This window comes from Erythrobacter sp. (assembly GCF_040217515.1).
In the GTDB taxonomy this organism is placed as follows: domain Bacteria; phylum Pseudomonadota; class Alphaproteobacteria; order Sphingomonadales; family Sphingomonadaceae; genus Erythrobacter.
The window spans coordinates 249311-276232 of record NZ_JAVJPT010000004.1; the positions used below are offsets into that span (position 1 = coordinate 249311).

Annotated in this window: 24 protein-coding genes; 17 read left to right on the forward strand and 7 right to left on the reverse strand. The window is 66.9% G+C overall.

Annotation, left to right across the window (positions count from 1 at the left end; all coding sequences use genetic code 11):
- Entirely contained in the window at positions 1–651 is a 651-nt protein-coding gene (locus RIB52_RS05215) for a glutathione S-transferase family protein (RefSeq protein WP_350173621.1), read from the forward strand.
- Here the strand turns inward: RIB52_RS05215 and RIB52_RS05220 are convergent.
- Entirely contained in the window at positions 648–1265 is a 618-nt protein-coding gene (locus tag RIB52_RS05220; RefSeq protein WP_350173623.1) for a DnaJ domain-containing protein, read from the reverse strand. The genes RIB52_RS05215 and RIB52_RS05220 overlap by 4 nt on opposite strands.
- Before the next feature lie 66 nt (positions 1266–1331).
- Here RIB52_RS05220 and RIB52_RS05225 point away from each other — a divergent pair, with 66 nt between their 5' ends.
- The 5 genes from RIB52_RS05225 to RIB52_RS05245 are packed head-to-tail and all read left to right on the forward strand — an operon-like array spanning position 1332 to position 4675.
- On the forward strand, positions 1332–1604 hold the full coding sequence (locus RIB52_RS05225; RefSeq protein WP_350173625.1) for a BolA family protein: 273 nt from the start codon (positions 1332–1334) through the stop codon (positions 1602–1604).
- Positions 1601–2062, forward strand: coding sequence for an NUDIX hydrolase (locus RIB52_RS05230; RefSeq protein ID WP_350173627.1), 462 nt, complete (start codon positions 1601–1603; stop codon positions 2060–2062). The genes RIB52_RS05225 and RIB52_RS05230 overlap by 4 nt, the downstream gene beginning before the upstream one ends.
- A complete protein-coding gene (locus RIB52_RS05235) occupies positions 2059–2943 on the forward strand; it encodes a pirin family protein (protein ID WP_350173629.1) in 885 nt (294 codons plus the stop codon). Before RIB52_RS05230 ends, RIB52_RS05235 begins: the two co-directional genes overlap by 4 nt.
- A gap of 24 nt (positions 2944–2967) precedes the next feature.
- Entirely contained in the window at positions 2968–3780 is an 813-nt protein-coding gene (locus RIB52_RS05240) for an SDR family NAD(P)-dependent oxidoreductase (RefSeq protein ID WP_350173631.1), read from the forward strand.
- Positions 3781–3784: 4 nt separating this feature from the next.
- Positions 3785–4675, forward strand: a complete 891-nt coding sequence (locus RIB52_RS05245; RefSeq protein ID WP_350173633.1) for an alpha/beta fold hydrolase — start codon at positions 3785–3787, stop codon at positions 4673–4675.
- Here RIB52_RS05245 and RIB52_RS05250 read toward each other — a convergent pair.
- On the reverse strand, positions 4672–5757 hold the full coding sequence (locus RIB52_RS05250; protein ID WP_350173635.1) for a DUF2332 domain-containing protein: 1086 nt from the start codon (positions 5755–5757) through the stop codon (positions 4672–4674). The two genes, RIB52_RS05245 and RIB52_RS05250, sit on opposite strands and share 4 nt — an antisense overlap.
- Before the next feature lie 84 nt (positions 5758–5841).
- Between RIB52_RS05250 and hisG the strand changes: the two genes are divergently transcribed.
- The 8 genes from hisG (at position 5842) to RIB52_RS05290 (ending at position 14934) form a co-directional block, all read left to right on the forward strand.
- On the forward strand, positions 5842–6522 hold the full coding sequence (gene hisG, locus RIB52_RS05255; protein ID WP_350173637.1) for an ATP phosphoribosyltransferase: 681 nt from the start codon (positions 5842–5844) through the stop codon (positions 6520–6522).
- Positions 6522–7814, forward strand: coding sequence for a histidinol dehydrogenase (gene hisD / locus RIB52_RS05260; protein WP_350173639.1), 1293 nt, complete (start codon positions 6522–6524; stop codon positions 7812–7814). Before hisG ends, hisD begins: the two co-directional genes overlap by 1 nt.
- Positions 7811–8281, forward strand: a complete 471-nt coding sequence (nusB, locus tag RIB52_RS05265) for a transcription antitermination factor NusB (RefSeq protein ID WP_350173641.1) — start codon at positions 7811–7813, stop codon at positions 8279–8281. The genes hisD and nusB overlap by 4 nt, the downstream gene beginning before the upstream one ends.
- A gap of 157 nt (positions 8282–8438) precedes the next feature.
- Positions 8439–9299, forward strand: coding sequence for a thiamine-phosphate kinase (thiL, locus tag RIB52_RS05270; RefSeq protein ID WP_350173643.1), 861 nt, complete (start codon positions 8439–8441; stop codon positions 9297–9299).
- 250 nt (positions 9300–9549) lie between these two features.
- Positions 9550–11703 carry a sodium-translocating pyrophosphatase gene (locus RIB52_RS05275; protein WP_350173645.1) on the forward strand — a complete coding sequence of 718 codons (2154 nt, stop codon included), beginning with the start codon at positions 9550–9552 and terminating at the stop codon, positions 11701–11703.
- Positions 11704–11895: 192 nt separating this feature from the next.
- The gene (locus tag RIB52_RS05280) at positions 11896–13074 is read left to right on the forward strand and encodes a GNAT family N-acetyltransferase (protein ID WP_350173647.1); all 1179 of its coding nucleotides are present in this window, start codon (positions 11896–11898) and stop codon (positions 13072–13074) included.
- Positions 13074–13949 carry a transcriptional regulator gene (locus RIB52_RS05285; protein ID WP_350173649.1) on the forward strand — a complete coding sequence of 292 codons (876 nt, stop codon included), beginning with the start codon at positions 13074–13076 and terminating at the stop codon, positions 13947–13949. The genes RIB52_RS05280 and RIB52_RS05285 overlap by 1 nt, the downstream gene beginning before the upstream one ends.
- A 46-nt stretch (positions 13950–13995) precedes the next feature.
- Positions 13996–14934 (forward strand): acyl-CoA thioesterase, encoded by a 939-nt coding sequence (locus RIB52_RS05290; protein ID WP_350173651.1) that lies wholly within the window; start codon positions 13996–13998, stop codon positions 14932–14934.
- A gap of 66 nt (positions 14935–15000) precedes the next feature.
- Here the strand turns inward: RIB52_RS05290 and RIB52_RS05295 are convergent, their stop codons facing one another.
- Positions 15001–15816 carry a universal stress protein gene (locus tag RIB52_RS05295; protein ID WP_350173653.1) on the reverse strand — a complete coding sequence of 272 codons (816 nt, stop codon included), beginning with the start codon at positions 15814–15816 and terminating at the stop codon, positions 15001–15003.
- A gap of 174 nt (positions 15817–15990) precedes the next feature.
- Between RIB52_RS05295 and RIB52_RS05300 the strand changes: the two genes are divergently transcribed.
- The gene (locus RIB52_RS05300) at positions 15991–17499 is read left to right on the forward strand and encodes a carotenoid oxygenase family protein (RefSeq protein WP_350173655.1); all 1509 of its coding nucleotides are present in this window, start codon (positions 15991–15993) and stop codon (positions 17497–17499) included.
- A 4-nt stretch (positions 17500–17503) separates the two neighbouring features.
- On the opposite strand, the gene RIB52_RS05305 is transcribed toward RIB52_RS05300, so the two are convergent.
- The 3 genes from RIB52_RS05305 to uvrC form a co-directional block, all read right to left on the reverse strand.
- Positions 17504–17740, reverse strand: a complete 237-nt coding sequence (locus tag RIB52_RS05305) for a S24/S26 family peptidase (RefSeq protein WP_350173657.1) — start codon at positions 17738–17740, stop codon at positions 17504–17506.
- 183 nt (positions 17741–17923) lie between these two features.
- Complete coding sequence (locus tag RIB52_RS05310) at positions 17924–18379, reverse strand: MarR family winged helix-turn-helix transcriptional regulator (protein WP_350173659.1); 456 nt, start codon at positions 18377–18379, stop codon at positions 17924–17926.
- Positions 18380–18597: 218 nt separating this feature from the next.
- Positions 18598–20562 carry an excinuclease ABC subunit UvrC gene (uvrC, locus tag RIB52_RS05315; RefSeq protein WP_350173661.1) on the reverse strand — a complete coding sequence of 655 codons (1965 nt, stop codon included), beginning with the start codon at positions 20560–20562 and terminating at the stop codon, positions 18598–18600.
- Between the two features lie 260 nt (positions 20563–20822).
- Here uvrC and RIB52_RS05320 point away from each other — a divergent pair, with 260 nt between their 5' ends.
- The gene (locus tag RIB52_RS05320; protein WP_350173663.1) at positions 20823–22244 is read left to right on the forward strand and encodes a peroxidase family protein; all 1422 of its coding nucleotides are present in this window, start codon (positions 20823–20825) and stop codon (positions 22242–22244) included.
- A 147-nt stretch (positions 22245–22391) separates the two neighbouring features.
- Positions 22392–23582 carry a BaiN/RdsA family NAD(P)/FAD-dependent oxidoreductase gene (locus tag RIB52_RS05325; protein ID WP_350173665.1) on the forward strand — a complete coding sequence of 397 codons (1191 nt, stop codon included), beginning with the start codon at positions 22392–22394 and terminating at the stop codon, positions 23580–23582.
- Between the two features lie 92 nt (positions 23583–23674).
- Here the strand turns inward: RIB52_RS05325 and RIB52_RS05330 are convergent, their stop codons facing one another.
- Positions 23675–26848, reverse strand: coding sequence for a TonB-dependent receptor (locus tag RIB52_RS05330; protein WP_350173667.1), 3174 nt, complete (start codon positions 26846–26848; stop codon positions 23675–23677).
- Between the last annotated feature and the right edge of the window lie 74 nt (positions 26849–26922).

Here is a 26922-nt window from a genome sequence, read left to right on the forward strand (position 1 = left end):
ATGGCCGAATTCACCTTCTACACCGTGGCGATGAGCCGGGGGCAGATTTCGCGCTGGGCGCTGCACGAGGCGGGCGCGGACTACGACCACGTCGTGTTCGACTGGGACAATCTCCCTGCGAATTTCACCGACATCAACCCGATGGGAAAGGTTCCCGCGTTGGTCCACCACCACGGGGATGACAGCGGCGGCCACGATCACGTCGTCACCGAATGCGCGGCGATCAATCACTACGTTGCCGAAACGCACCCGCAGGCGGGCCTTCTGCCCGACGCGCATGAGCGCGCGGCCTATTTCCGCTGGCTGTTCTTCGCCGCCGGCCCGCTCGAACAGGCGATCATGGCGCGGATGATGGGCTGGGAGGTGCCCGAGGGGAAGGACACGACCGCGGGCTTCGGCACGCTCGAGCGGACGCTCGATGCGCTGGACGGCTGGCTTTCGGCGCATGATTTCGCCGCCGGAAGCCGCTTCACCATGGCCGACACCTATGTCGGCAGCCAGTTCGTCTGGGGCCTGCGCTTCGGCTCGATCCCCGAGCGACCCGCTTTCCGCGCCTATGTCGACCGCGTCACCCAGCGCCCCGCCTACGCCGACGCCAACGCGATCGATGCAAAACTGATTGCCGAAGCCAATGGAGAGTCGGGAGCCTAGCCGATCGCCGAGCTCTTGCGCAGGACCTGGTAGGCCTCGACCACGCGGTTCAGGCGTTTCTCATAGGTCCGGTCGCCGCCATTGCGGTCGGGATGGTAGCGCCGCACGAGTTCGGAATAGCGCCGCCGCAGCCGCCTCCTGTCGGTGTCGGAGCCGAGGCCCATCGTTTCCAGCGCCGCGGCCTCTTCCTTCGAGAAGCGCCCGCTCGCAGCCATTTCCGCCTCGCGCCGGGCGCGGCTGCGTATGCCGCTCGCTCGGGCCGAGATCGCATCCAGCGGATCGTCGTAATCGGCCCAGCGCGGCATACCGTCGATCCCGCCGCCGGCCTGCATCCGGGGCCCGAAAGAGGGGCTTTCGGTGCGCCACCCGCTTGCCGGCGACTGGGCGCGATAGATTTCCTCCGCGCTCATCCCTTCGAACCAGTCGTAACCGGCATTGAATTCGCGGACATGTTCGAGGCAGAACCAACGCCACTCGCCCGGTCCGTCGAATCCGCTCGGGCGTTCGCCCGGCGCGCGGAATTCGCCCGGCTCTTCGCATCCCGGAGCTTCGCAGGTGCAGCGGGTGCCTTCGTGGCGGCCGTGGAACCGCCCTTGAGATCGTGCAGCAGACATAAGGCTTGAGAATGGCGCGGCGCATGCCAGATTCCAAGGCATCGGGAGTTGCAAAGAGGTGAAGCGATGGCCGGAACGGTTGCAGACGAGATGGAAGCCAAGCTGCGCGGGGAATTCGACCCCACGCGGCTGGAGATCATAAACGACAGCGCGAAGCATGCAGGCCATTCGGGCGATGACGGGTCGGGCGAATCGCATTTCACGATTGTCATCGAGGCCCCCGCCTTCGCCGAGATGAACCGTCTCGCCCGCCAGCGCGCGGTCATTGCGGCGCTGGGAGACATGGTGGGCGAGCGGGTCCACGCGGTCGCGATCCAGGCCAGCGCGCCCACCCAATGAATGTCGCCGCGAGCGGGACAGCGCTAAAGCGCCTGCGCCGTTCGGCCAGGTTGATCGTGCTCGCCCCGGGGCCCCGGGTCCTGATGTTTCGCTATGACATTCCCGGCCGCGACCCCTTCTGGGTGACGGCGGGGGGCGAATGCGAGCCGGGCGAGAGCTTCGAGCAGGCGGCGCGGCGCGAATTGTTCGAGGAGACCGGCATCACCGCCGAACCCGGCGAACAGATCGCCCGCACTACGCCCGAATTCGTCACCCCCGAAGGCGAGCCGGTGCGCGCGGACGAACGCTATTTCATCGTGCGCGTCGACAGCCCGGACATCGACACGTCGCGCCAGACCGATCTGGAGCAGGCGTGGATGAACGAGCATCGCTGGTTCGCCCTCGATGAACTCGACGACTGGCACGAGGCGCTCTACCCCGAAACCCTGCGCAGCCTGATCGAGGAGCACACGGCATGACGATCGCCCAGGCCATCACACCCGTGACCCACGATCTCGGCCAGTTCGAGGTCCGCCGCGCCCTGCCCGCCCGGGAACGCACCATGGTCGGCCCCTTCATCTTCGTCGACGAATTCGGCCCCGCCGATCTCACCGGCGGCGAAGGCATGGATGTGCGCCCACATCCGCATATCAACCTCGCCACCGTGACATGGCTGTTTGAAGGCGCGATCGACCACCGCGACAGCCTCGGCACTTTCGCCACGATCCGCCCGGGACAGGTCAACCTGATGACGGCGGGGCGCGGCATCGTCCATTCCGAGCGCAGCCCCAAGACGGAGCTTGCGACCAAGCCCGGCCTGTTCGGGATGCAGACCTGGCTCGCCCTGCCCGACGGGCGCGAGGAAATCGACCCCGCCTTCGAAGCGCAGACCGACCTGCCGTGGATCGAGGACGGCGCGGCGCGGGCCTGCGTCATCATGGGCGAATTGTGGGGTGCGCGGGCTCCGACCACGACCCATGCCGCGACGATCTATGCCGAGATCGTGCTGAGTGCAGGCGGCGCGCTGCCGATAGAGGCCGAGGCGGACGAGCGCGCGGTCATGCTGGTCGAAGGCGCGGCCAGCGTCGACGGCATCGCGCTCGCCCCTTACGAACTCGCCGTCCTCGCGCCGGGCAAGACGATGCGGCTCGCGAGCGAAAGCGGCGCGCGGGTCATGCTGCTGGGCGGCGAAGCATTCGCCACGCAGCGCCACGTGTTCTGGAATTTCGTCTCTTCCAGCCGCGAGCGGATCGAACAGGCGAAAGAGGACTGGCGCGAAGGCCGCTTCCCCGCAGTCCCCGGCGACGAAGAGGAATTTATCCCCTTGCCTGACAGGCCCAAGACCGTCAGCTATCCATAAAACGCGAATTTCGGGGAGGATTTCATGGACTATCGCGGCAAGACCGCCTGGATCACGGGCGCGTCTTCGGGCATCGGCGCGGCGCTCGCGCGCGACCTTGCGGGGCGCGACGCGAACGTGGTGCTGTCGGGCCGGGACGAGGCGCGGCTGGCGGCGGTCGCCGCGGATTGCGGCGAGGCTCTCGTCCTCCCCTTCGACGTGCGCGACGAGGCGGCTTTGGCCGAGGCGACCGCGAAAGCCATCGGGTGGAAGGGCGGCGTCGACCTCGCCTTCGCCAATGCGGGCGTGTCGCAGCGGAGCCGCGCGCTCAAGACCTCGATGCACGTCTACCGCGACATCATCGACATCGACCTCACCGCCCAGATCGCCTTTTCGCAAGGGCTGATCGGCCACATGACCGAGCGCGGCAGCGGCGCGCTCGCCTTCGTCTCTTCCATCGCCGGCAAGGTCGGCGTGCCGATGCGGACCGCTTATTGCGCGGTCAAGTTCGGCCTTGCGGGCTATGCCGACGCGCTGCGCGCCGAATTGTCGCAGACCGGCGTGAGCGTCCACGTCATCTACCCCGGCTCGGTCGCGACCGACGTGGCGCGCAACGCTCTCGTCGCCGACGGGTCGAAACGCGGGCGCAGCGACCGCGTGATCGACGAGGGCATTCCCGCGCCCGATGCGGCGAAGACGATGCTCGACGAAATAGCCGCAGGCACGCGCGAGATCATCGTCGCGCGGGGCATGGAAGCGGGCATGGGCGAAATGCGCCGCACCCCCGATGAACTGTTCGACCAGGTCGCGGCAATGGTGGCGAACGGTTACATGGAAAAACTCGAGGCGGAGGGCTGACACGATGATGGAGCAAAAACGGGTCGAGCTGGCGAACGGGCTGCATCTCGATGTCGTCGATGAAGGTCCGACCGATGCCCCCGTGCTGATCTTCCTCCACGGCTTTCCCGAAAGCCACCGCACGTGGCGTCACCAGATCCGCCATTTCTCGGACCGCTTTCGCTGCATCGCGCCCGACCAGCGCGGCTATCGCGGCTCCTCCAAGCCGCAGGAGGTCGAAGCCTACACGCCGGACAAGCTGATCGGCGACGTTTTCCTGCTGGCCGACGCGCTGGGCATCGCGAAATTTACCATTGTCGGTCACGACTGGGGCGGCGCGATCGCATGGGGCGTGGCGCTGTCGGGCCAGCACATGCGGGTCGAGCGCGCCGTGATCGCCAATGCGCCGCACCCGCAGATCTTCCAGCGCCTGCTCTACACCAACCCCCAGCAGCGCGAGGCGAGCCAGTATATTCGCGGCTTTCGCGATCCCGCCAATGACGCGCTGGTGAAGGAGCACGGGCTGACGGGCCTGCTGCTAAAGGAGGTCAAGTGGGACCGCCCCGACGCCATGGAGGCGGAGGAACGCGACGCGCTGCTGCGCGACTGGCAGAACCGCGACGCGGCCTTCGGGATGCTCAATTACTACCGCGCCTCGCCCATCGACGTGCCGGAAATGGACGCGCCCTACGAAATCCCTGCGGGCTATACCCCGCCCGACCTGCCGAAGCTGGCCATCCCCACGCTGGTCATCTGGGCGCTGGACGACCTCGCCCTGCCGCCCGAAAATCTCGACGGGCTGGATGAGATCGTCGACCCGCTCACCATCGTGCGCGTGCCCAATTGCGGGCATTTCGTGCCGTGGGAGGCTCCGGACGCGGTAAACCGGGCGATGGAGGAATTTCTCTCCGGCTAGGCACCCTGCCCGCCGAGCCATTCGACCCATGCGCCATGCGGGTGGGCGCGGGCGAGCTTGACCGGCTGGCCGCGATGCTCGCCGCCGTCCCACAGGCGCACGGTGAGGTCGTGGGCGAAGGTTTCCGGATCGGTTTCGAGCGCCAGCCATGCGAGCGGACGCTCCTCGCTCGCCTCGGCGCCCGCCGCCTCCATCCGCGCGGAGATCGCGTCTTGCGTTGCGGCGGGAAGATATTGCCACATGATCGAATGGAACAGCGCGCACGTCGTCCCCACGGTCTGCGGCCGGTCGAGCTGCTGCTCGACAAAGGCATCCGCATCCATCCTCGCCACTTCGGGCGCGCATTCGGACGCGAGCGCGATCGCCGCGTCGATCCGGGCGAGCCGACCGGGTGCATCGGGCCAGACATAGGCTTTCAGCCGTAGCGCGGCCTCGGGGTCGGCGAGGTCGATCGGCGCAAGGTCGCAGCCGCTCAGGGCGTCAATGGCGAATCCCTCGGGCGGAGCGGGCGGCGAGGTGCCGCGCCATTCCGGCTCGATCCGCATGATCGAGCCTGCCGGGCCGACTTCGGTCTCGCCGAGGCGGAAGGCGAACCGATCGAGCATGGTGTTGACCCCCGCGCTCGCGCCCGTTTCGAACAGGGCGAAACGCGGCTGCGCGCGCCGGGCGAGCCACAGCAGCCCGGCCATGATGCTCGCCGAACGGCCCGCCTCGTTGGTCTGTGGCGGGCGATCGAGCCAGGGCAGGAGGAGGGTGTCGAAGCTTTGGGCAAGTTCGCACACGAGCGCGTCGATCTCTTCCTGCGCCGTCACCTGCCCGGCATAGACCCGCTCCAGCCGCCGGTCCGCCCCGGTCAGCACAAGGTGGTGCAGCCCGCCCGTGACCCTGAGCGGCAGCGCGTCCTTGAGCGTCAGGCCCTGCCAATTGGCGATCCGTCGTCCGGTCGCCGTGTCGCTATCGCGCAGTTTCGCCAACGCCCGGATCACGCGGGCCGTTGCGGGAGCGCCGTTGCGTTCGGCATGGCGGGCCTGCCATTCGAGCGCCTCGGCGAATTGCTCAAGCCCCATGATCGCCCCAGCCATCGCGTATCCTCACTCCCGTCGTTTCCGGCGCAGGCTGCGCTCGTTATTGCCCTTTCGCGGGCGAGTGCCTAAGTGCGCGGCTCCATGACCGACCAGCTGACTTTCGCCGTGCCCAAGGGCCGCATCCTCGAGGAGGCGCTGCCCGTAATGGCGCGCACGGGCATCGTGCCCGAGCCCGGCTTTCACGACAAGGCCAACCGCGCGCTGTCCTTCTCCTGCGAGCGCGAGGACATGGCGCTGATCCGCGTGCGGGCCTTCGACGTCGCGACGTTCGTCGCGCATGGCGCGGCGCAGGCGGGAATCGTCGGGTCGGACGTGATCGAGGAATTCGACTATGACGACCTGTATGCGCCGGTCGATCTCGATATCGGCCATTGCCGCCTCTCGGTCGCGCGGCTGGCCGGGGACGCGGATGCGGACAGCGGCGCGAGCCACCTGCGCGTCGCAACCAAGTATCCCAATCTCACCCGCCGCCATTTCGAGGCGGCGGGCGTGCAGGCCGAATGCGTGAAACTGAACGGCGCGATGGAACTCGCCCCGTCGCTGGGCCTTGCGCGGCGGATCGTCGATCTCGTCTCGACGGGGCGGACGCTCAAGGAGAACGGGCTTGTCGAAACGAGCCGCATCCTCGACATATCCGCGCGCCTCATCGTGAACCGCGCCGCGCTCAAGACGGACCCGCGCGTCGCCGAGCTGGTCGCCGCCTTCCGCCAGGAAGCCGAGGCGCGACGGACCGACACGGCTGCGGACAGGATACCCGCCTGATGCGCATGCTTTCCACCAGCAATCCCGAATTCGAGACGCATTTCGCGCGGATCGTCGCCGACCGCCGCGAATCGACCGAGGACGTCGCCGCCAGCGTCACCTCGATCCTTTCCGCGGTAAAAAGCCGGGGCGACGCGGCGCTGGTCGAATATACCTCGCGCTTCGACCGTCACGATATCGCCTCCGGCGGCGACTGGTCGATCCCGCCCGAGGCCTGCGAGCGCGCCTACGGGGCGCTCGACGGTGAATTGCGCGATGCGCTCGATCTCGCCGCCGCGCGCATCCGGGCCTATCACGAGGCCCAGCTGCCCGAGGACCGCGACTATACGGACGAGACCGGCGTTCGCCTCGGCGCGATCTGGCGCGCAGTCGATGCGGCCGGGCTTTACGTCCCGGGTGGGCGGGCGGCCTATCCCTCCTCGCTGCTGATGAACGCCATCCCCGCGCGCGTCGCGGGCGTCGAGCGGCTCGTGATCTGCACGCCGACGCCGCACGGCAGGACCAATGACCTCGTCCTTGCCGCCGCGCACGTCGCGGGCGTGGATGAAATCTGGCGCGTCGGCGGGGCGCAGGCGGTCGGCGCACTCGCCTACGGGACGGACCGGATCGGCGCGGTCGATGTCATCACCGGCCCCGGCAATGCCTATGTCGCCGAAGCCAAGCGCCAGCTTTACGGCGTGGTCGGGATCGACATGGTCGCCGGACCCAGTGAAATCCTGGTGATCGCGGATGCCGACAACGACCCCGACTGGATCGCCGCCGATTTGCTCTCCCAGGCCGAGCACGACCCGACATCGCAATCGATCCTCATCACCGACGATGCCGCCTTCGCTGCGCTGGTCGAGGACGCGGTGACGGTGCAGACAAGCCTGCTTTCGACCGAGCAGGTGGCGCGCGAAAGCTGGAACGCGAACGGCGTCATCATCGTGGTCGAGGACCTTGCAAGCGAAGCGCCCGCGCTGGCCGACAGGCTGGCGGCCGAGCATGTCGAACTCGCCATCGACGATCCCGAGCCCATGCTGCGCGCGATCCGCCATGCGGGAAGCGTTTTTCTCGGCCGGATGACGCCCGAGGCGATCGGCGATTATGTCGGCGGGCCGAACCATGTCCTTCCCACCGGGCGGCGGGCGCGCTTTTCGAGCGGGCTGTCGGTGCTCGATTTCATGAAACGCACGAGCTTCCTCGAAGTGAACGATGCCGCCTTCGCCGCAATCGGCCCGGCGGCCGCCACCCTTGCCCATGCCGAGGGCCTGCCCGCCCATGCCCGCTCGGTCGAGTTGAGACGCAAATGACCGGCCCCAATCCCCGTTCCAAGGCGCGCTCCAGCGCGCGGCTCGCCGCGGTTCAGGCGCTTTACCAGCAGCAGATGGAAAAGACCCCGCTCACCCGCCTGCTGGACGAATTCCACCAGCACCGCCTGGGCCGCACGGTGGACGATGACGAGCATGGCGATGCGGTCTATGCCGAGGCGGAGGTCGCATTCTTCGACGATGTCGTGCGCGGGGTCGATGCGCGCCGGGCGGAGATCGACGCGGCCCTTACAGCGCGGCTTGCGGGCGGCTGGACGCTCGCGCGGCTCGACAAGACCATGCTCCAGGTCCTGCGAGCAGGGGCCTACGAACTCATCGCCCGGCCCGACGTGCCCGCGGCCGCGGCAATCAACGAATATGTCGATGTGGCAAAGGCCTTCTTCGACGACCGCGAGGCGAAATTCGTCAACGGTATCCTCGACGCACTCGCCCGCGAAGTGCGCGCGTAGGACCGACGCACTCGCCCGCGAAGTGCGCGGCTGAGGAGCCCCCCGCAAGCTCTTGCATGCGCCGGTCCGGCGCTTGCACGCTTACGGCTTCCCCTCAAATCCTATCCGGTTTAAGAATGCGGTTTGGAGAGGACAGGATTGGGATGGGATCGCAATCATGAACGAGCTGGATTTCGTCACGGCGCTGCGCAGCCTGCCGCTGCATCCCGGCGCGCAGGGGCTCAAGGACGATTGCGCGCTGATCGAGATCGGCGACGAGGTGCTGGTCATCAACATGGACTCGATGGCCGAGGACACCCATTGGCGACCCAGTGCCGACCTTGCCGACGTGGCCTGGAAACTGGTCGCGCTCAACCTGTCCGACATCGCCAGCAAGGGGGCCGAACCGATCGGCGTGCTGCTGGGCTATGCGCTGGGCGGGGACGAGGATAATCGTTTCCTTGCCGGGCTGGCCGATGCGCTTACCGAATACGATGTCCCGCTGCTGGGCGGCGACACGATCGCGACGACCGGTGCGAGCACTTTTTCGATCACCGCGATCGGGCGCGCGACCTGTCGTCCCATCCCCTCGCGCACCCGGGCGCAGGCGGGTGAGGCGCTGTTCGTCACCGGGCCGCTGGGCCGCGCCATGCTCGGTTTCGAAGGCGACAGGGACCATCTCGATGCGTTCAACCGCCCGCGCCCGCGCCTCGCCGAGGGAATGGCGCTCGCGCCGATCGTCGGCGCGATGATGGACATTTCCGACGGCCTGCTGCTCGATGCCTATCGCATGGCCGAGGCAAGCGACGTCACCGTCCTGATCGACCCGCAGCTGGTGCCCGTCGCGGCCCCCGACCGGGTCGATGACTGCATGCGCTGGGGCGACGATTACGAATTGCTCTTCACCGCGAGCTGGGATGCGGAGATCCCCATCGACGCGGTGCGGATCGGATGCATCGAGGAATCGGGCGCGGCCCCTCTGGTGCTGGGCGCATCGAGCTACACCGATCCCGATTCGCTGGGCTATCGTCATGGTTAGGCCTCGCATCGGCCACGGACTGCTTCCGGGATCGCTTTCCCGGCCGATCGAACCCGTTTTCGAATCGTTCACACCATCCCCTTGTCGGGCCGCAGCCGCCAGCACGGCCTGCCGCGCGCCCGCATCGAACTAAAGATCCATTGCCGCGCCTTGGCGGCAGGCGGAATCGCGGAAGGACGGGGGCATTCGCTCCCCGAACATGGACACCGGGCAAACCGGGCCGTGTGCGCGTTGTGGGAGGGGATGTGTCATGGAACTTGTCCATATTTCGATCGGGCTGGGACTGCTCGGCGTGATCTACGGCTTCGTCACCGGCAGGCAGGTGCTGGGCGCGAGCGCAGGTAACGCGAAAATGCAGGAAATCGCCGGCGCGATCCAGGAAGGCGCAGGGGCATATCTGGGCCGACAATACACGACGATCGCGATGGTCGGCGTGGTCGTCGCGGTGCTGGTCGGGGCGTTTCTGGGATTCGTGCCGGCTCTCGGCTTTGCCATCGGCGCGGTGCTGTCGGGCGGGGCGGGCTATACGGGGATGAACATCTCGGTGCGCGCCAATGTCCGCACGGCGCAGGCGGCGAGCACGGGGCTGCAGGAAGGCCTCACGCTTGCCTTCAGGGCGGGCGCCGTCACCGGCATGCTGGTCGCAGGCCTTGCATTGCTTGCCATCGCGGTGTTCTTCGCGGTGCTGATCGGGCCATTCGGCCTTGCACCGAACGACCGGATCGTGATCGACGGGCTGGTCGGCCTTGCCTTCGGCGCCTCGCTGATCTCGATCTTCGCGCGGCTGGGCGGCGGGATATTCACCAAGGCCGCCGATGTCGGCGCCGACCTTGTCGGCAAGGTCGAGGCGGGTATTCCCGAGGACGACCCGCGCAATCCCGCCGTGATCGCGGACAATGTGGGCGACAATGTCGGCGACTGCGCCGGGATGGCCGCGGACCTGTTCGAAACCTATGTCGTGACAGTCGGCGCGACCATGGTGCTGACCGCGCTGCTGCTGCCCGCTATCGGCGACCTGCTGCTGGTGCTCATGGCGTTGCCCCTGCTGATCGGGGGCGCGTGCATCGTCACCTCGATTATCGGGACCTATTTTGTCCGTCTGGGTGGCGGGACCAACGTCATGGGAGCGATGTACAAGGGGTTCCTCGTCACCGCCGTGCTCGCCGTGCCGCTCATCTGGCTGGTGACGCAATACGCGCTCGGCAGCGTAGGGGTGGGCATGGGCACGGTGCTCAACCCGCAGGCCCTCTCCCCGGCGGGGGCGGCCGCGCTGGGCGAAGCGCCGATGGTCGAATTCACCGGGACGGACCTTTTTCTGTGCGCGCTGATCGGCCTTTTGCTGACCGGCGCTATCATCTGGATCACGGAATATTACACCGGCACCGCCTATCGCCCGGTCCGCTCGATCGCCAAGGCGTCGGAAACGGGCCACGGCACCAACGTGATCCAGGGCCTTGCCATCAGCCTCGAATCGACCGCGCTGCCGACGCTCGCGATCATCGCGGCGATCATCGCGGCCTACCAGCTCGCCGGGCTGATCGGGCTTGCTTATGGCGCGACCGCGATGCTCGCGCTGGCCGGGATGGTCGTGGCGCTCGATGCCTATGGCCCCGTCACCGACAATGCAGGCGGCATCGCCGAGATGGCGGGGCTCGACGACAGCGTGCGCGCGAAAACCGACCTGCTCGATGCGGTGGGCAACACCACGAAAGCGGTGACGAAAGGCTATGCGATCGGCTCCGCCGGTCTTGCCGCGCTGGTGCTGTTCGCGGCCTACACCGCGGATCTGGGCGAGTTCTTCCCCGATGCGGAAGTCGATTTCAGCCTCGAGAACCCCTACGTCATCATCGGCCTGCTGCTGGGCGCGCTGCTGCCCTACCTGTTCGGCGCGATGGGCATGACAGCGGTGGGCCGGGCGGCGGGCGATGTCGTCACCGATGTGCGCGAACAGTTCGCCGCCGATCCCGGGATCATGGCCGGGACCAGCCGCCCGGACTATGCCCGGACGGTCGATCTCGTCACCAAGGCGGCGATCAAGGAGATGATCGTGCCCTCGCTGCTGCCGGTGCTGGCTCCGATCGTGACCTATTTCGCGATTCTCCTGCTCGCGGGGCAGGAGAACGCCTTTGCCGCCCTTGGCGCGCTACTGCTCGGCGTGATCGTGGGCGGGCTGTTCGTGGCGCTGTCCATGACCGCAGGCGGCGGGGCGTGGGACAATGCCAAGAAATATATCGAGGACGGCCATCACGGCGGCAAGGGCTCCGATGCGCACAAGGCTGCGGTGACGGGCGACACGGTGGGCGATCCCTACAAGGACACGGCCGGCCCGGCGGTGAACCCCATGATCAAGATCACCAATATCGTCGCCCTGCTGCTGCTCGCCGCGCTCGCCGGGGCGCATTGAGAGCGCACGCCCCCGCAGCCGCGCCGCCCAGCGTGGTCCTGCCCTTTCGGGGGACCTTAACCTTTACCGGGAGCTAACGTCCCACGCGCGTACAGGCCCTATATGCGTGCGAGCGCCAGCTCGCCCGACATGCCATAAGGCCGATGGGCGCGGGGGCCGACCCTCCGCTCCGAACAAAGGGGATCACGCGCGATGGACCTGGCGAATGCGCCGCAGCTGTACCGGCGAGAAGCCCACGCCCCTGCCACGGCCGGACCGGTGGCCGACCGGATCGCGCTGCTCGACCTCGCCGCGCTGGAAAAGCCCGCCTTCCGCACGCAATGGGAGCGCCTTGTACGCGAAGCGAGCGAGCCCAACCCCTTCTTCGAGCCGTTCTTCCTCGTGCCCGGTCTCGCCCGATGGGGCGCATCGGCCCGGGTGACGGTCAAGGCCTTCTTCCGCGGCGATACGCTTTGCGGGCTTTATCCTGTCGTCCGCGCGCAGCGTTATTATGGCTATCCTCTGGCCCATGCGACCGGCTGGCTGCACGCCAACGCCTTTTGCGGCGCGCCCCTCGTCGCGCGCGGAGCGGAGGAAGCCTTCTGGCGCGCCCTATTCGAGCATTTCGACCGTTCGGCCCGGCGCGCCTTGTTTCTCCACCTGCCCGTGCTGCCCGAAAAGGGTGCGCTCGCCGTGGCTCTCGAAAACGTGCTTGCCCGGCAGGGCCGCGCGCGCAGCGTGGCACGCCGCGAAAGCCGCGCCATGCTCGCCTCGGACCTTTCCCCCGACGCCTATCTCGAAGCCGCTATGCGCGCCAAGAAACGCAAGGAACTACGCCGCCAGCACAACCGCCTGGCCGAATTGGGCGCTCTCGCTTTCGAACGGCTCGAAGGTGGCGAACGCCTCGAACAGTGGACCCGGGAGTTCCTCGAACTCGAAGCGGCGGGCTGGAAAGGCGAAGCGGGCTCGGCGCTTGCCAGCCAAGCGGACACGCACGGTTTCTTCGCCGACGCGCTGGCGGGCGCTGCGACGGCCGGCCGGCTCGAACGGCTCGCGCTCCGGCTCGACGGGACGCCCGTCGCCATGCTCGCCAATTTCCTCAGCTCCCCCGGTGCCTTCAGCTTCAAGACCGCGTTCGACGAAAGCCACGCCCGCTTTTCGCCCGGCCTGCTGCTGCAGCTCGAGAATCTCGCTCTTCTGGAGCGGCCCGGCATCGCATGGGCCGACAGCTGCGCGGCCGAGGGCCATTCGATGATCGAACGGCTCTGGCGCGAGAAGCGCGGGTTCGCCAGCCACAACATCGCCATCGGCTCACCTGTCCGGCGCGCGCTTTTCGCCGCGCTGATGCGGTGGGAAAACCGGGGCGGCAAACAACGCCGCAGGAGGTCCTGATGAATGCACCTATCCGCCGTTTCGAGCCGAGCGTGCAGCATGTCTTCGACGAGGATGCGCGCCGCACCTTTGCTGCGCATTATCCCGTAGAACCGCACAAGCTTGCTCATGGACTTTCGAGACAACCCCTGCTCGCGATCCCGGCGCTCGCCGAACTGGCGGCGCGCCTGCCTGCCGCGAGCGTCGAATACAATCGCGGCGACGTGCCCATCGGCATCGAGGGCAAGCCGGAAGCAACCGGGCTTTCGATCGCCGAAACCATATTGAGGATCGGGCAGGCGAACAGTTGGGCCGTTCTCAAGAATGTCGAAAAGGTTCCCTCCTACGGCGCGCTGCTGCACGACCTGCTGGGCGAGATGAAAGGCGCGATCGAGGCGAAAACGGGCGATATCATGGACCCGCAGGCCTTCATCTTCATCTCCAGCCCGCACGCGGTGACACCCTATCATTTCGATCCCGAGCACAACATCCTGCTGCAGGTCGCAGGCTCGAAGGTCATGACGCAGTTCCCGGCGGGCGACCCGCGTTTCGCCCCGGACGAAGCCCACGAACAATACCACCTGGGCGGCCCGCGCGAGCTGCACTGGGACGCGGGCTTCATGGATCATGCGCGCGAATTCCCGCTCGACGCGGGCGAGGCGGTCCACGTGCCCGTCATGGCCCCACATTTCGTGAAGAACGGCGCTGAAAGCTCGATCTCGCTGTCGATTACCTGGCGTTCGGAATGGAGCCACGGCGAAAGCGATGCGCGCTGTTTCAACGGGATCGTGCGGCGGCTGGGTCTTTCGCCGCAGGCCCCCGGACGCTGGCCCGAGACAAGCCGCGCCAAGGCGCTGGCCTGGCGGGCCTGGCGGCGGCTGTTCGTGGCTGGCTGACGCGCGCGCTTGACCTTGGCGGTGGCGCGCCGCATTGCCGCGCGCCATGACCGATACGCCAAGCCCCGACACGTCTGCCCCCGAAAAGCTCGTCGCCGGCCTTGTCCGACTGTTAACGGTCGAGAAACGCGCTGCCGACGTGTGGCTCGGCCATCCGCAGAAAGGCGGCGTGGGCCGCGTTTTCGGCGGGCAGGTCCTGGCGCAGGGCCTGATGGCGGCGCAGGGTTCGATCCCGCAAGGCAAGGTCGCCCATTCGCTTCATGCCTATTTCCTGCGCGGCGGGCGCGAGGGCAGCCCAATCGAATACCGCATCGCGCGCGATTTCGACGGGAGGAGCTTCGCCAACCGCCGCGTGGTCGCGGCGCAGGAGAACGAGGACGGGTCCTGCACTCCGATCCTCAATCTCACCGCGAGCTTCCAGACCCCCGAGGACGGCCTCGAACATGACGATGCGCCGATGCCCGGCGTCGCGGGACCGGACGCGCTCAAGCCCGATATCGAAACGCGCCGCGAACTGGCCGAGGCAATGGGCGACAAGCTCGACGAAGCGCAGCGCGCGGTCATGCTCCGCCCCCGCCCGATCGAGATGCGCACTCTCGACCAGCTGCACTGGATGAGCCGCGAACCGCGCGAGCCGCGCGCGCATACATGGTTTCGCACTGTCGCACCGCTGCCCGACGACCCGCTGCTCCACCGCGCGGTCATCACCTATGCCAGCGATTACACCCTGCTCGGCACGAGCGCGCTGCCGCACGGGCTGTCGTGGATGCGGGGCGAACTGGTCGGGGCGAGTCTCGATCACGCGATCTGGTTCCACCGCGAAGCGCGCGCCGACGAATGGCTGCTCTATGCCACCGACGCGCCGTGGTCGGGCGGCGGGCGCGGCTTCAACCGCGGGCGGATCTTCGACCGTCAAGGGCAGCTGGTCGCGAGCGTCGCCCAGGAAGGCATGATGCGCAAGCGACGCGCGAAGAAGGACGCGTGAGCCCTTGCGGACTTCGCCGACCGCGCGAGCGGTGGGATCGGCGGCCCGACCGGGCCGCCATGTTACTCAGTGCGCCATGAAGATCGGCAATTGCGGGTCCGACAGGCTGCGGCGCGTCACCCCGCCGAGCAGCATTTCCGCGATCCGCGAATGGCCATAGGCACCCATCACCATATAGCCGCATTCGCGCATCTGCGCCGCCGAGAACAGGGTGTCGGAAATCTTCGCCTGCCCGCGCGGGATCTCGATCACTTCCGAGGACACGCCGTGGCGGCTGAGATATTTCGCCCCCTCGCTCGGCGGAAAGTCGAACCGGTTGCGCCCGTTCTCCTCGGCCACGCTGGCGAGATAGACCTTCCCGGCGTGCTTCAGCAGCGGCACTGCGGCGCGCAGCGCGACGCAGGCTTCCGACGAGCCGTTCCACGCCACCAGCACGTCCTGCCCGAGATCGAGACTGGTCGTGTCCTTGGGAATGACGAAAACCGGCACCGGCGCTTTCAAAACCAGTTCGCCGACCATGGCCGAGGGACCGCGCCCCTCCTCGCCGACATCGTTCGGGCCGACGAGGATGACATCGTGGAGCGCCGATTGTTCGAGCAGCCGCGTCTCCGCCATGCCATACATGAAACGCCATTCGAACGAGACGCCTTCGTTTTCGAGGTCCTTTTCGATTTCGGCGCGCAGCTCGTCGGCCGCTTCCTTGATCTTCGGCATCGCGGCGGCGAGCGCGGAACCGTAGAAATCGCCCGGCGCGAAAACCTCGTAGCTGACCGCCTGCAGGCAGGTGATGTGCGCGTCGCATGTGCGCGCGATATCGAGCGCGACCTGCATGCGCGCTTTCATGCAGCTGTCGCCTTCGATGTGAAGCAATATCGATTTCATGACCTGTCTCCCTCCAAGTGCGGATGGTTTGCCCCGACCGGCGCCAGGCCGCCTTGATCGGGATCAAAATTCGCCGCGCCAGTCCTTCCAACACGTAAGGCGTGCACTTGCAAGCCGGGCGGGCTTGAAACCGGCCGGCCGCGCGTTAGGCTCGCGCGCGAGGAGAGAGAGCGCATGGAGATCACCCGCCAGCCGCCGGTCAGGACGAGCCTGGAGCCATCGAATCATCCTTATCTGTCCGGGCCATGGACCCCGCTTCATGAAGAGGTCGACATGGCCGAACTCGAGGTGATCGAGGGCGCGATCCCTGCGGATCTCGACGGGATCTATCTTCGCAACACCGAAAACCCGGTCCACCAGCCGCTCGGCCGGCATCACCCGTTCGACGGCGATGCGATGATCCACGCCGTGCGTTTCTCGCGCGGGCGGGCAAGCTATCGCAACCGCTTCGTGCGCACCCATTGTTTCGAGGCCGAACAGATCGCCGGCGGCAGCCTGTGGGGCGGGCTGATGGACCCGCCGGGAACTTCGCGGCGCCCCGGCTTCGGCGCGCATGGCGCGCTGAAGGATACCGGCTCGACCGACATCGTCGTCCATGCCGGAACCGCCTATGCCACCTTCTACCAGTGCGGCGAAGCATGGATGGTCGATCCGGTCACGCTTGAAACGCTCGGCAAGGCGCCCTGGGGGCCGCTGGACGGCGTCTCCGCCCACCCCAAGGTCGACGAAGATACGGGCGAGCTGATGTTCTTCAATTACTCCAAGCACGCCCCCTTCATGCATTACGGCGTGGTCGATCGGTCGGGACGGCTTGTCCATTACGTGCCGATCCCGCTGCCCGGCCCGCGCCTGCCGCATGACATGGCGATCACGAAAAACTGGTCGATCCTCAACGACATGCCGCTGTTCTGGGACGAAAAGCTGCTCGAACGCGGCATCCACGCCGCGCGACTGCACGAAGACCTGCCGTCCCGCTTTGCCCTGATTCCGCGCCGCGGACAGCCGCACGACATCCGCTGGTTCGAAGCCGCGCCGACCTATGTCCTGCACTGGACCAATGCCTATGAAGAGGGCGACGAGGTCGTGCTCGAAGGCTATTTCCAGGACAAGCCGATGCCCGACCCGATCGAGGATGCGGGCGAATATGCGCACATGATGGCCTATGTCGACGAGCACAGCTTCCAGAGCCGCCTGCACCGTTGGCGCTTCAACCTTAGCACCGGTGAGACGAAGGAGGAGCGGCTCTCGGACAGGATCGTCGAATTCGGCATGATCAACCCGGCCTTTGCGATGAAGAAGAGCCGCTATGTCTGGTCGACCACGACGCGGCCGGGCTGGTTCCTGTTCGACGGTTTCGTCAGGCACGACACGGAAACGGGCGAGGAGGAAGTCTACCGCCTGCCCGAAGGCATCTATGCCAGCGAGGCCCCGGTGGTGCCGCGCAAACCCGCCTCGATCGGCGAAGCGGTCAGCGAAGAGAACGCCTATCTCGTGACCTTCCTGATCGACGAAAACGCCGGTGCGTCCGAGTGCGCGATCCTCGATGCCGGCGACATCGCGAAGGGCCCGATCTGCCGCATGGCTCTGCCGCACAAGATATCGAGCGGGGTGCATTCGACCTGGGTCGAGAACGACCGGCTTGGCCGGGACGCGGAAGCGCGCAGGATCCCCGGCGCAGCCTGACGGCCTAGATCAGGCGGAACAGCATCCGGGCGCGCACCCACTCGGGTTCCATGAAACCCAGGCCCCTGGCCTGCTGCCTGTTGAGCGGTTCGAGCGAATAGCGCCCGTCCCGCGAGACGGCGAAGATAGCCCGCACGATCGTGCCATACTCCGGATGGCGCACGATCACGATGTCACCCCGGACATAAGCGCGCCTGCGCGCAAACAGCGCTATGGTCCCTCCGGGCAGGATGCGTCGCATCCGCTTGCACGGAACCCATGCAAGTCTAAGGCCGAACATACATCTTCCCGCTCGCGTCTTGTTTTTTCTCACGCGACATGGCCGAAACCCGCCGCTGGGCGGGCGCATAAATCGGCGAAAAGGACTGAACAACCCCTTTGGGCCCGATTGGGGAAAACACCCGCTCGGCAATAATGGGAATGATCACGGGGCATGATCTCGGGCCCAGTCGACCAATTTCGCTAGATCAACCAATTGCTTTGCTGCGGCATGGCTGCGCTCCTGCCCGAGCCGCTGTGCGAGCCGGCCCGTAATTGCGAAGAGCGGCGCATAGGCCACGGTCACGGCGCGGCGCGCTGGCATGAGCGCGGCCACGATCAGCGCGCGGCGATCGGCCGGATCGCGGTCTCGCCGCACGAGGCCGCGCGCCTCGAGCCGGTCGATCAGGGTCGTCACGCTGCCGCTGGTAAGGCCGAGCGCAGCGCCGAGCGCGCGCGGCGCCTGCGGCCCGTTCTCGACCAGTATCCGCAATGCGCGCCAGTCGTTCCGGCCGACACCGAGCCGGCCCGCTGCCTCGACATCGAAGCGGTCGATCGCGCCCTGGAACGAACGCATCGCATCGGACAGGGGGGACTGCTCCGCACAATTCGGTTGCTCCACGAAGGGCGGTTGCTCCGCGAAGGGCGGCTCCGGATTGCGCGAATCTTGCGCAGGGATGGCTGCATCATTGGACATGGGCAACCACTTCGCCCCGAAACGCTCGCCAATCAATTCAGCGCAAATGCGTGTATCCGGCCGGGCAAGCATCCCGATAGCCAAACGGCTCGATCATCGGAAGGCTTGACCGTCAAGCGATCCGTCCGCGACTCTCCGGTACGTCACCCGTTCGCATGGTAGAAATCGTAGACCACGCGCGCGACCTTGTCGCTCACGCCGGGCGCGCGGCGCAGGTCTTCGAGCGCCGCCGCTCGGACCTTGCTGGCGGTCCCGAAATGCAGGAGCAACGCGCGCTTTCGCGCCGGGCCGATGCCGGGAATTTCGTCCAGCGGGCTCGCGGTGATGCCTTTCGACCGCTTCGCCCGGTGCGCGCCGATGACATAGCGGTGGACCTCGTCGCGCAGGCGCTGGGCATAGAACAGGACCGGCGAATTGGTCGGCAGGGTTTTTTCCCGGCCGTCGGGAAAATGGAACACCTCGCGGCCCTCGCGTCCGTGGTGCGGGCCCTTGGCGATGCCGACCACGGGCACGTCCTCGGCAAGGCCGTATTCCTCGAGCACGCCCATCACGCTGGACAGCTGGCCCTTGCCGCCGTCGATCAGGACAAGGTCGGGCAGCACCGCATGGTGGCCCTTGCCCCGCTCCTCGCCATTGTCTTCGCCGCCATCGGCGAAACGGCGGAATCGGCGGCGCATGACCTCGCGCATCATCCCGAAATCGTCGTTCGATTGCGCCTCGCGGATGTTGAACTTGCGATATTGGGACTTCTCGAAGCCCTCGGGACCGGCGACGACCATCGCGCCCACCGCCTTCGCGCCCTGGATATGGCTGTTGTCGTAGATCTCGATCCGTTGCGGCGGCTCTTCCAGTTCGAGGAATTCGGCAAGCTCGCGATGGACCTTGGCCTTGGTTCCCGTCTCGGCCAGCCGGCGGTCGAGCGCCTCCACCGCATTACGGCTCGCCTGCGCCATCAGCTTGCGCCGGTCGCCGCGCTGGGGGACCGAGAGCACGACCTTGCGCTCCGCAAGTTCGGAGAGCGCCGCCTCGATCAGCTCGCGCTCCGGCAGGTCGCGATCGACCAGCACAGTCGGCGGCGGCGGCACTTCCTCGTAGAATTGCAGCATGACATCGGTCAGGACCTCGGCCTCGTCGACCTCTTTCACATGGCGCGGGAAGAAGGCGCGGTGGCCCCAGTTCTGGCCGCCGCGGATGAAGAAGGCCTGCACGCAGATCTGGCCGGCCTTGGCCGCCAATGCAAAAACATCCGCATCGCCCACCGCCTTGGCATTGATAGCCTGCGACCCCTGGATGAAGGTCGCCGCACGCAGCCGGTCGCGCAGGATCGCGGCGGTCTCGAAATCGAGATCCTCTGCCGCTTTCGCCATCTGCCGCTCGAGATCGGCCTGCACCGCGCCCGATTTGCCCGCGAGAAAGTCCTTCGCCTGCCGCACGAGGGCCGCATAGTCGTCTTCCGAGATGCGCCCGACGCATGGGGCCGAGCACCGCTTGATCTGGTAGAGCAGGCAGGGCCGGTCGCGGTTGTTGAAGAAGCTGTCGGTGCAGGAGCGCAGCAGGAACAGTTTCTGCAGCGCGTTCAGGGTGGTGTTGACGCTCCCCGCACTGGCAAAGGGACCGTAGTAATTGCCCTTGGCCCGGCGCGCGCCGCGATGCTTGTGGATGCGCGGGAATTCATGGTCGGCGCGCAGCAGGATGAAGGGAAAGCTCTTGTCGTCGCGCAGCAGCACGTTGAAGGGCGGGCGGAAGCGCTTGATCAGCTGTGCCTCGAGCAGCAGCGCCTCGGCCTCGGAATTGGTGGTGACAATCTCCATGGAGCGGGTCTGCGAGACCATCCGCTGGAGCCGACCCGACAACGCCTTCCACTGGGTGTAATTCGCCACCCGCGCCTTCAGGCTGCGCGCTTTGCCGACATAGAGCACGTCGCCGCGCGCATCGACCATGCGATAGACGCCGGGAACGGGACGCAGTGTCTTCACCGTCTCGCGGATCGCCGTGACGCCTGCATCGAGATCGGGCTGGGCGCGCGCGACCGTAGAGGCCGCGCGGCTTTCGTCGAAGCGCTCGGCCCCTCTCGGATCGTGCGGTGCGCCGGCCTCGGTTCGGGACATGGCTGACGAGATAGGGCGCATCGGCGCGTGATGGAAGATGCGCGCCCGGCGATTGCCACAAGGTGCGGGGGCCTTGCCGCCACCGGGGGTGCGCCGAAATCGCAGTCAGATGTATTCGTCCCTCAAAATACACGTAAAGACGCAATGGATTCGCCCAATAGGCACGATTATTCAAATATACATCAACAACTATCGAATCGGGTTGCCTTACTTTTAGTTAACTTATCTTTTCATAGCGGTTTTATTGGGGGACAAGAGGTATGAGTAACACCGAACATCATGGTATGAAGCCGTTGGAGGGCCTTTCGCCCTACTGCCGGATGAGCCAGTATTCCGTACCCCGACGCGAGGATCGCTTCGGGCGGCTTTTCGGCAAGCTTGCCCCCGCATATACGCGGCCCGAAATCCTGCAGGCGATCGGAGCGCCGAACGGACCGATGGACGGCAAGAGCCAGGCCGACCGGACCGACACGGTCGCGGTCGGGCAGGTCTTTTTCGGCCAGTTCGTCGACCATGACATCACGCTGGACGCATCGAGCACTTTCGGCAGCGTGGTCGACGATCCCGGCACGATTCCCAACCTGCGCACGCCGACGCTCGATCTCGACTGCATCTACGGGCTCGGTCCGGAGGCGCAGCCCTACCTGTTCGAACAGGGCGGCGATTTCGGCGGGGTGCGGCTGCTGACCGGGGCGGACAATCCGGGGCAGGCTGGCCTTCCCGAGCACGACCTGCTGCGCGCGCCCAATGGCCGCGCGATCATCGGCGACCCGCGCAATGACGAGAACCGGATCATCAGCCAGATCCAGCTCGCCATCATCCGGTTTCACAACCATGTCGCCGAAACGATCCATTCGGAAGAAGGGCTGACCGGGCATTCGCTTTACGAAGAGGCGCGCCGGGTGACGACATGGCATTACCAATGGGCGGTGGTGCACGATTTCCTGGTCGCCATGTGCGGGGCGCCGGTGGTCGAGCGAATTCTGGGCTGCGGGCGGCAATTCTATTGCGGCGACGTTCCCTTCATCCCGGTCGAATTCTCGGTCGCGGCCTACCGGTTCGGCCATTCGATGATCCCGATGAAAGTACAGACCCAGAAAGGCGGGAACACGTTCGAGCTGTTCGGTTCGACTCTCGGTTCGGGTTTCGACCCCTTGTCGGACCCCGACGCGGTGGTGGACTGGCACGAACTGCTTTTCACGCCCGAAAACCGGCAGGTCGAACGCGCGCTCAAGCTCGACACGAAGCTCGCGGGCGACCTGCTCGCGCTCCCCTTCATCGCCGCGCCCGACGAACGCTCGCTTGCGACCCGCAACCTGCTGCGCGGCAACACCTTCCTGCTGCCCGGCGGGGAGAAGGTCGCAGAGGTCGTCGGCTGCCCGCAGGCGCAGATCGACACGGTGCTCGACCTGGTCGAACAGGTGAACGGCGATCTCGGACGCGACGGCATCCCGCTGTGGCTCTACCTGCTTGCCGAAGCCGAGGTCATCGGCCGTGCCGAAGCGAACGGCAGCGACAAGGAGGGCGAGGGTCTCGGACCCGTAGGTGCGACGATCGTCGCCGAGGTCATCATCGGCCTGCTCGAGCTGGACGACCGCTCTTTCCTCGGCGCGAATCGGAACTGGTCCCCGCGCGCGGAATGGGACACGCTGGGCAAGCTGGTCACCGCCGCCCAGCCCTGAGCGCGCAATCCGCACCGCCTCACCAAACGGCCCCGGCTGGGGCGGTGCAGCTTGCGGGGCGGGACGGCCATTGGCGACCCCGGGCCGTCCCGTCCCGCGCTTTTTGCCCCCTTCCTTGACGGCGCGCCCGGCCCTATCGCGCGCTTCATGGAACGATATGACGCGATCATCCTCGGCGCGGGCGCGGCCGGCCTGATGTGCGCTGCGCGGGCCGGCCAGAGGGGCCTTCGCGTCGCCGTGCTCGAACGGGCGGAGAAGCCAGGGAAGAAGATCCTCATCTCGGGCGGCGGGCGGTGCAATTTCACCAATCTGGGTGCTGCACCGGAGAATTACCTCTCGGCCAACCCGCATTTCGCCAAAAGCGCGCTCGCCCGCTATACGCCCACCGATTTCATCGCGCTGGTCGAAAGCCACGGCATCGCGTGGCACGAAAAGACGCTCGGGCAATTGTTCTGCGACGGCTCGGCCAAGCAGATCGTCGCGATGCTGCTCGCCGAGTGCCCCGACAGCGTGGAGGTGATCTGCAACGCCGATGTCACGGCGGTCTTGAAGGACGGGGAGGATTTCGCCGTCTCCGCTTCGGACGTGAGCTATGCCGCCCCCACGCTCGTCATCGCGACCGGAGGCCCTTCGATCCCGAAAATGGGCGCGACCGGCTTCGCCTATGATCTCGCCCGGCAATTCGGGCTGAAAGTGGTCGAACCGCGCCCCGCGCTCGTGCCGCTGACGCTGGGCGGCGAGGACGTGCTGTTCCGCGAGCTTTCCGGCGTCTCCGCTCCGGTGCGCGCGCGGGCGGGCACGGGCAGCTTCGACGAGGCGGCGCTGTTCACGCACAAGGGTCTGTCGGGTCCTGCGATCCTGCAGGTCTCCTCCTACTGGCAGCCGGGCGGCGAGGTCGCGGTGACCTTCGTGCCGGATGCCGGGCAGGACTGGCTGGTGGAACTGAAGCGCGACCGGCCCCGGGCAAGCCTGCGCGCCGCGCTGCGCGAACACCTGCCCGACCGGCTCTCCGATGCGCTTGCGGAGCGGCTCGGGGTGGAGCGCGAACTCGGGAACGTCCCCGATGTCGCCCTGCGCGAGGCGGGTGCGCGGCTCGCCGACTGGCGCTTTCGCCCGACCGGGACCGAGGGCTTCGCCAAGGCCGAGGTGACCATCGGCGGCATTTCCACGGACGAACTCTCCTCGCGCACGATGGAAGCGAAGCGCGTGCCCGGCCTATATGCGATCGGAGAGGCGGTGGACGTGACCGGCTGGCTCGGCGGCTACAATTTCCAGTGGGCCTGGGCAAGCGGCGTCGCCTGCGGGGAGGGGATCGCCGAGCGACATCAAGGTTGCTGACCCCGGCCCGCAGGGCCGCAAGGGCGACCGCCCGCCCGCAGGCCCGAACGGGCCGAGGACATCGCACCCTCGAATGCGGGTGCGCAAAAAAATCAAAACAACTTCCGGATGTCGATGCCGAGGAACAAACCGTTGGGGTCGATCAGCAGCGGCTGGTAATTGATCGGCACGTTGCCAGCCTCGTCCGTCACCCGGCGCTGCGCATCGAATACATTATCGGCGCGCAGCGACACGCGGACATTGTCGAGCCATTTCTCCTCGCTGCCGGTCAGCTCGTCGATATTGGCGAAGATGCGCAGATCGAATGTCACGATGTCGTCGAAGAACAGGTCGGTGCTGCCCGGCAGCCCAGACCCGTCGAGGCGCGTCTTGCCGGTATAGCGGCCCGACAGGCGCACGCCGAGCCCTTCGCCGAACACGCCCGCCTCGAGCCGAGAGGAATGGCGCGGCAGGCCGAAAGCGCCGGTCGCATCGCCGTCGAGCTGGTCGAGCACGGGCACGCCGGGGGCGATGAGGATCTCGTTGGCAAGCTCGATCGTATGAGTGAGGTTGACGAAGTAGAAAAATCCGCCCGGCCGCCCATCGCCTGCGAGCGGGTTGAAAGCCGGGCCGCCGCCGCCGCCGCGCTGTCCCTCGTTCCCGCCTCTCTGGCAGATGCGCGAACGGAACCGCTCGAGCACTTCGTCGGGGATGGTACCGTCCGGCCCGCGCGACTGGTCGATGCCCATCTTGACGAAGGCCGGATCAACGCCGGGGAGAAGCTCGGACACGTCCTCGCCCGCTTCGATCTTGGCGATCAGTTCCCGGAGCGCTGCGATGCCCTCGTCCCCGCACAGGCGGGCGCGGAAGGCCCTGTATTCCTCGCTATCAGCGTATTCCTCGCTATCGGAGGGCGAGCCGCCCCCGCCCGGAGTCGCCGGAGCGCCTGCCGGGGGACCGGAGCGCCCGCCCATCATCGCCGGATCGATCGCACAGATCCGCTCGCGGAACATGGCGAGGCGTTCGGTGTCGATGGTCCCGTCGTCGCCGCGCGCGCGGGCGATCATCGCCTTGAAACGGTCCGCATCGAAACCGGGGATCTCGTCCGACAGGTCCTCGCCCGCTTCGACCCGCTCGATGAGGTCGGTGAGCCATTCCACCCCGTCATCGGCGCACAGCCGGTTGCGGAAGGCCATGAATTGCTCCCGCCGGCTGGCCGAGGACGCGCCGCCGTTTTCGCTCCCCCCGCGCGAGGCACCGGGAGGCGGCCCACCCGACGCCCTGCCGCCGTTCCTGCCGCCGCTCTCGCCGCCGCCGCGCGCACCCGGAGGACCACCTTGCTGCTCGCCCTGACCAAAGCGCCCCCGCGTGCCGAGCGTGAATTGCAGCCGATCCGACCGGGTCTCGGCAAAGCTGACCGGACGCCGGTCGACCGCGACCAGACGCCCGCCCGCATCGCGCGTAATCCGGTCGGGGAAGGCGGCCTCGATCGCGGGGGTGATCTGCGGAAAGCCCGAGGTCACGTTGTCCGAACGGTTGCGGATATATTCGACCGTGAAGCGTGTTCTGTCCCAGAACGGCAGCTGCCAGTTCGCCTGGAAGCGCCAGTCGGTCTGGGTCTCTGCCGGAAGGCCCGGATTGCCGCCGGTGATGACGGTCGCGAGCACGGTCTCGCCGGTAACGAAATCGAACACCGGCACGTTGGGCTGCTCGACCTCGGGATTGCCGAGCTGCCTCAGCCCCGGAGCGACTTCGCGGTAGATATAGGTCGCCGACAGTTCTAGACTTTCGGTCACATCCCAGTTCAATCCGACCGAATAATCGCCGAGCGTGCCGAAATCGGAAAGGTCGTTGATCCCGGCATTGAGATTGAGCGTGAAACTGCCCAGCGCGTCGGCGAAACCCCGCCTGCGGCTGGTGATCGGCACGACGAGGTTGGCCCCGGTCGAAATGTCGCCGCGGGTCAGGTCGACCGGCAGGCTGCCTCGGGTGTCCGAGGCCTCGACATTGTTCCAGTCGTAACCGACATCGAAGGTCGCTATCAATTCGCCGCCCGGTAGGTCCGCAAGCGGGCCGTTGAAGGTGTGCAGCGTCGTCGCGTTGATCCCGCGCGTGCGTGCGATATCGGCACCGCCGTCCACCGCCGCGGGCAGGGGCGCGTCGAGCGCGAGCGTCCCGGCCAGGGCCTGCGCTTCCAGCGTGGCCGTGTCGAAGCGTCGGTCGATCACCTGCTCGAGTTCGGACAGGCCCGCATCGAATGTGCCGGTGTACTGGAAGGCATTGATCCGCTTGCTGAGCGAACCCGAGGCGTTGAGGAAATCCTCGGCCCGCGTCTGGGTGAGCGGGGTCTCTTCGCCGAAGGTCCGCGTCAGGCTGTCGCCGCCGGGGTTCGTCAACGTAACGAGGTTGAGCCCATTCAGAGCGCGGCTGTCGTTGCGCTGGTAATTCACGTTCGCCGAGATCGAAATGCCTTCGTCGATGAAGGCCTTGGCATAGCTGAGATTCGCATCAAGCGAGCGCGTGTCGGCGAGCAGGCTTCGGAATTCGGCCTGGTCGGGGTCGGCCTCGAGGTCCGACGTCGAACCCGGCGTCTGGTTGATCCCGCGCTCCGCCTCGGTCAGGAGCGAGCGGTCGCGGGCGGTGAAATTGGCATTGATCCGACCCCCGTCGGCGATGCGCAGGTAGCCCAGTTCCTGCTCGGTCTGGAGATAGCCGCCCCGGCTCGGCCCCTCGAATTCCAGCTCGACCTCGGCATTGTCGTAATTGTCCTTGAGGATGAGGTTGATCACGCGCCGGTCGGGCGGGAAGCCGAAACGCTGGGCGACTTCCTCGGGAAACACCTCGACCCTGGCGAGCGCCTCGGGCGGGTATTGCGCGAATTCGCGAAAGGAGCCGACCCGGATCCCGTTGACAAGCACGACCGGCCGCCCGCCCCCGCGCCCGCGCGCCGATCCGGTGCGCGCCTCGATCTGCTGGATAAGGTCGCTGATCGAGGCGACACCTTCGGATGCGATCGCTTCTTCGTCGAGTTCGAGCAACGGGGCCTGTTCGACATCGAGTTGGCCGCGCAGGCGCTGGGCACGCACCACAATGTCGCCCCCTGCCCCGGTCGTGCCGCCGGACCGCTGCTCTTCGGTTCCCTGCCCGGCGGGAGCCGGTGCCTCGGCACTCTCGCTGCCCCCTTCGGCATCCTGTGCGCCCACCGGGATCGCGGCGAGCGAGAGCCACACGGCAGAAGAGCTGAGGGCGGCCCGCACGAGCGGGCGCGAGGAAGCAAAGCGGGTCATGCGGCTCTCTCTTGAGCGGAAAACGGGGTCGGACAAGCGCTTCATTTGTAACGCTTTGCACCCGGACCTACGGA

Coding starts and splice junctions, on each gene's coding strand:
- RIB52_RS05215 (WP_350173621.1), top strand. CDS start 1: ATGGCCGAATTCACCTTCTACACCGTGGCGATGAGCCGGGGGCAGATT.
- RIB52_RS05220 (WP_350173623.1), bottom strand. CDS start 1,265: ATGTCTGCTGCACGATCTCAAGGGCGGTTCCACGGCCGCCACGAAGGC.
- RIB52_RS05225 (WP_350173625.1), top strand. CDS start 1,332: ATGGCCGGAACGGTTGCAGACGAGATGGAAGCCAAGCTGCGCGGGGAA.
- RIB52_RS05230 (WP_350173627.1), top strand. CDS start 1,601: ATGAATGTCGCCGCGAGCGGGACAGCGCTAAAGCGCCTGCGCCGTTCG.
- RIB52_RS05235 (WP_350173629.1), top strand. CDS start 2,059: ATGACGATCGCCCAGGCCATCACACCCGTGACCCACGATCTCGGCCAG.
- RIB52_RS05240 (WP_350173631.1), top strand. CDS start 2,968: ATGGACTATCGCGGCAAGACCGCCTGGATCACGGGCGCGTCTTCGGGC.
- RIB52_RS05245 (WP_350173633.1), top strand. CDS start 3,785: ATGATGGAGCAAAAACGGGTCGAGCTGGCGAACGGGCTGCATCTCGAT.
- RIB52_RS05250 (WP_350173635.1), bottom strand. CDS start 5,757: ATGGCTGGGGCGATCATGGGGCTTGAGCAATTCGCCGAGGCGCTCGAA.
- hisG (WP_350173637.1), top strand. CDS start 5,842: ATGACCGACCAGCTGACTTTCGCCGTGCCCAAGGGCCGCATCCTCGAG.
- hisD (WP_350173639.1), top strand. CDS start 6,522: ATGCGCATGCTTTCCACCAGCAATCCCGAATTCGAGACGCATTTCGCG.
- nusB (WP_350173641.1), top strand. CDS start 7,811: ATGACCGGCCCCAATCCCCGTTCCAAGGCGCGCTCCAGCGCGCGGCTC.
- thiL (WP_350173643.1), top strand. CDS start 8,439: ATGAACGAGCTGGATTTCGTCACGGCGCTGCGCAGCCTGCCGCTGCAT.
- RIB52_RS05275 (WP_350173645.1), top strand. CDS start 9,550: ATGGAACTTGTCCATATTTCGATCGGGCTGGGACTGCTCGGCGTGATC.
- RIB52_RS05280 (WP_350173647.1), top strand. CDS start 11,896: ATGGACCTGGCGAATGCGCCGCAGCTGTACCGGCGAGAAGCCCACGCC.
- RIB52_RS05285 (WP_350173649.1), top strand. CDS start 13,074: ATGAATGCACCTATCCGCCGTTTCGAGCCGAGCGTGCAGCATGTCTTC.
- RIB52_RS05290 (WP_350173651.1), top strand. CDS start 13,996: ATGACCGATACGCCAAGCCCCGACACGTCTGCCCCCGAAAAGCTCGTC.
- RIB52_RS05295 (WP_350173653.1), bottom strand. CDS start 15,816: ATGAAATCGATATTGCTTCACATCGAAGGCGACAGCTGCATGAAAGCG.
- RIB52_RS05300 (WP_350173655.1), top strand. CDS start 15,991: ATGGAGATCACCCGCCAGCCGCCGGTCAGGACGAGCCTGGAGCCATCG.
- RIB52_RS05305 (WP_350173657.1), bottom strand. CDS start 17,740: ATGCGACGCATCCTGCCCGGAGGGACCATAGCGCTGTTTGCGCGCAGG.
- uvrC (WP_350173661.1), bottom strand. CDS start 20,562: ATGTCCCGAACCGAGGCCGGCGCACCGCACGATCCGAGAGGGGCCGAG.
- RIB52_RS05320 (WP_350173663.1), top strand. CDS start 20,823: ATGAGTAACACCGAACATCATGGTATGAAGCCGTTGGAGGGCCTTTCG.
- RIB52_RS05325 (WP_350173665.1), top strand. CDS start 22,392: ATGGAACGATATGACGCGATCATCCTCGGCGCGGGCGCGGCCGGCCTG.
- RIB52_RS05330 (WP_350173667.1), bottom strand. CDS start 26,848: ATGACCCGCTTTGCTTCCTCGCGCCCGCTCGTGCGGGCCGCCCTCAGC.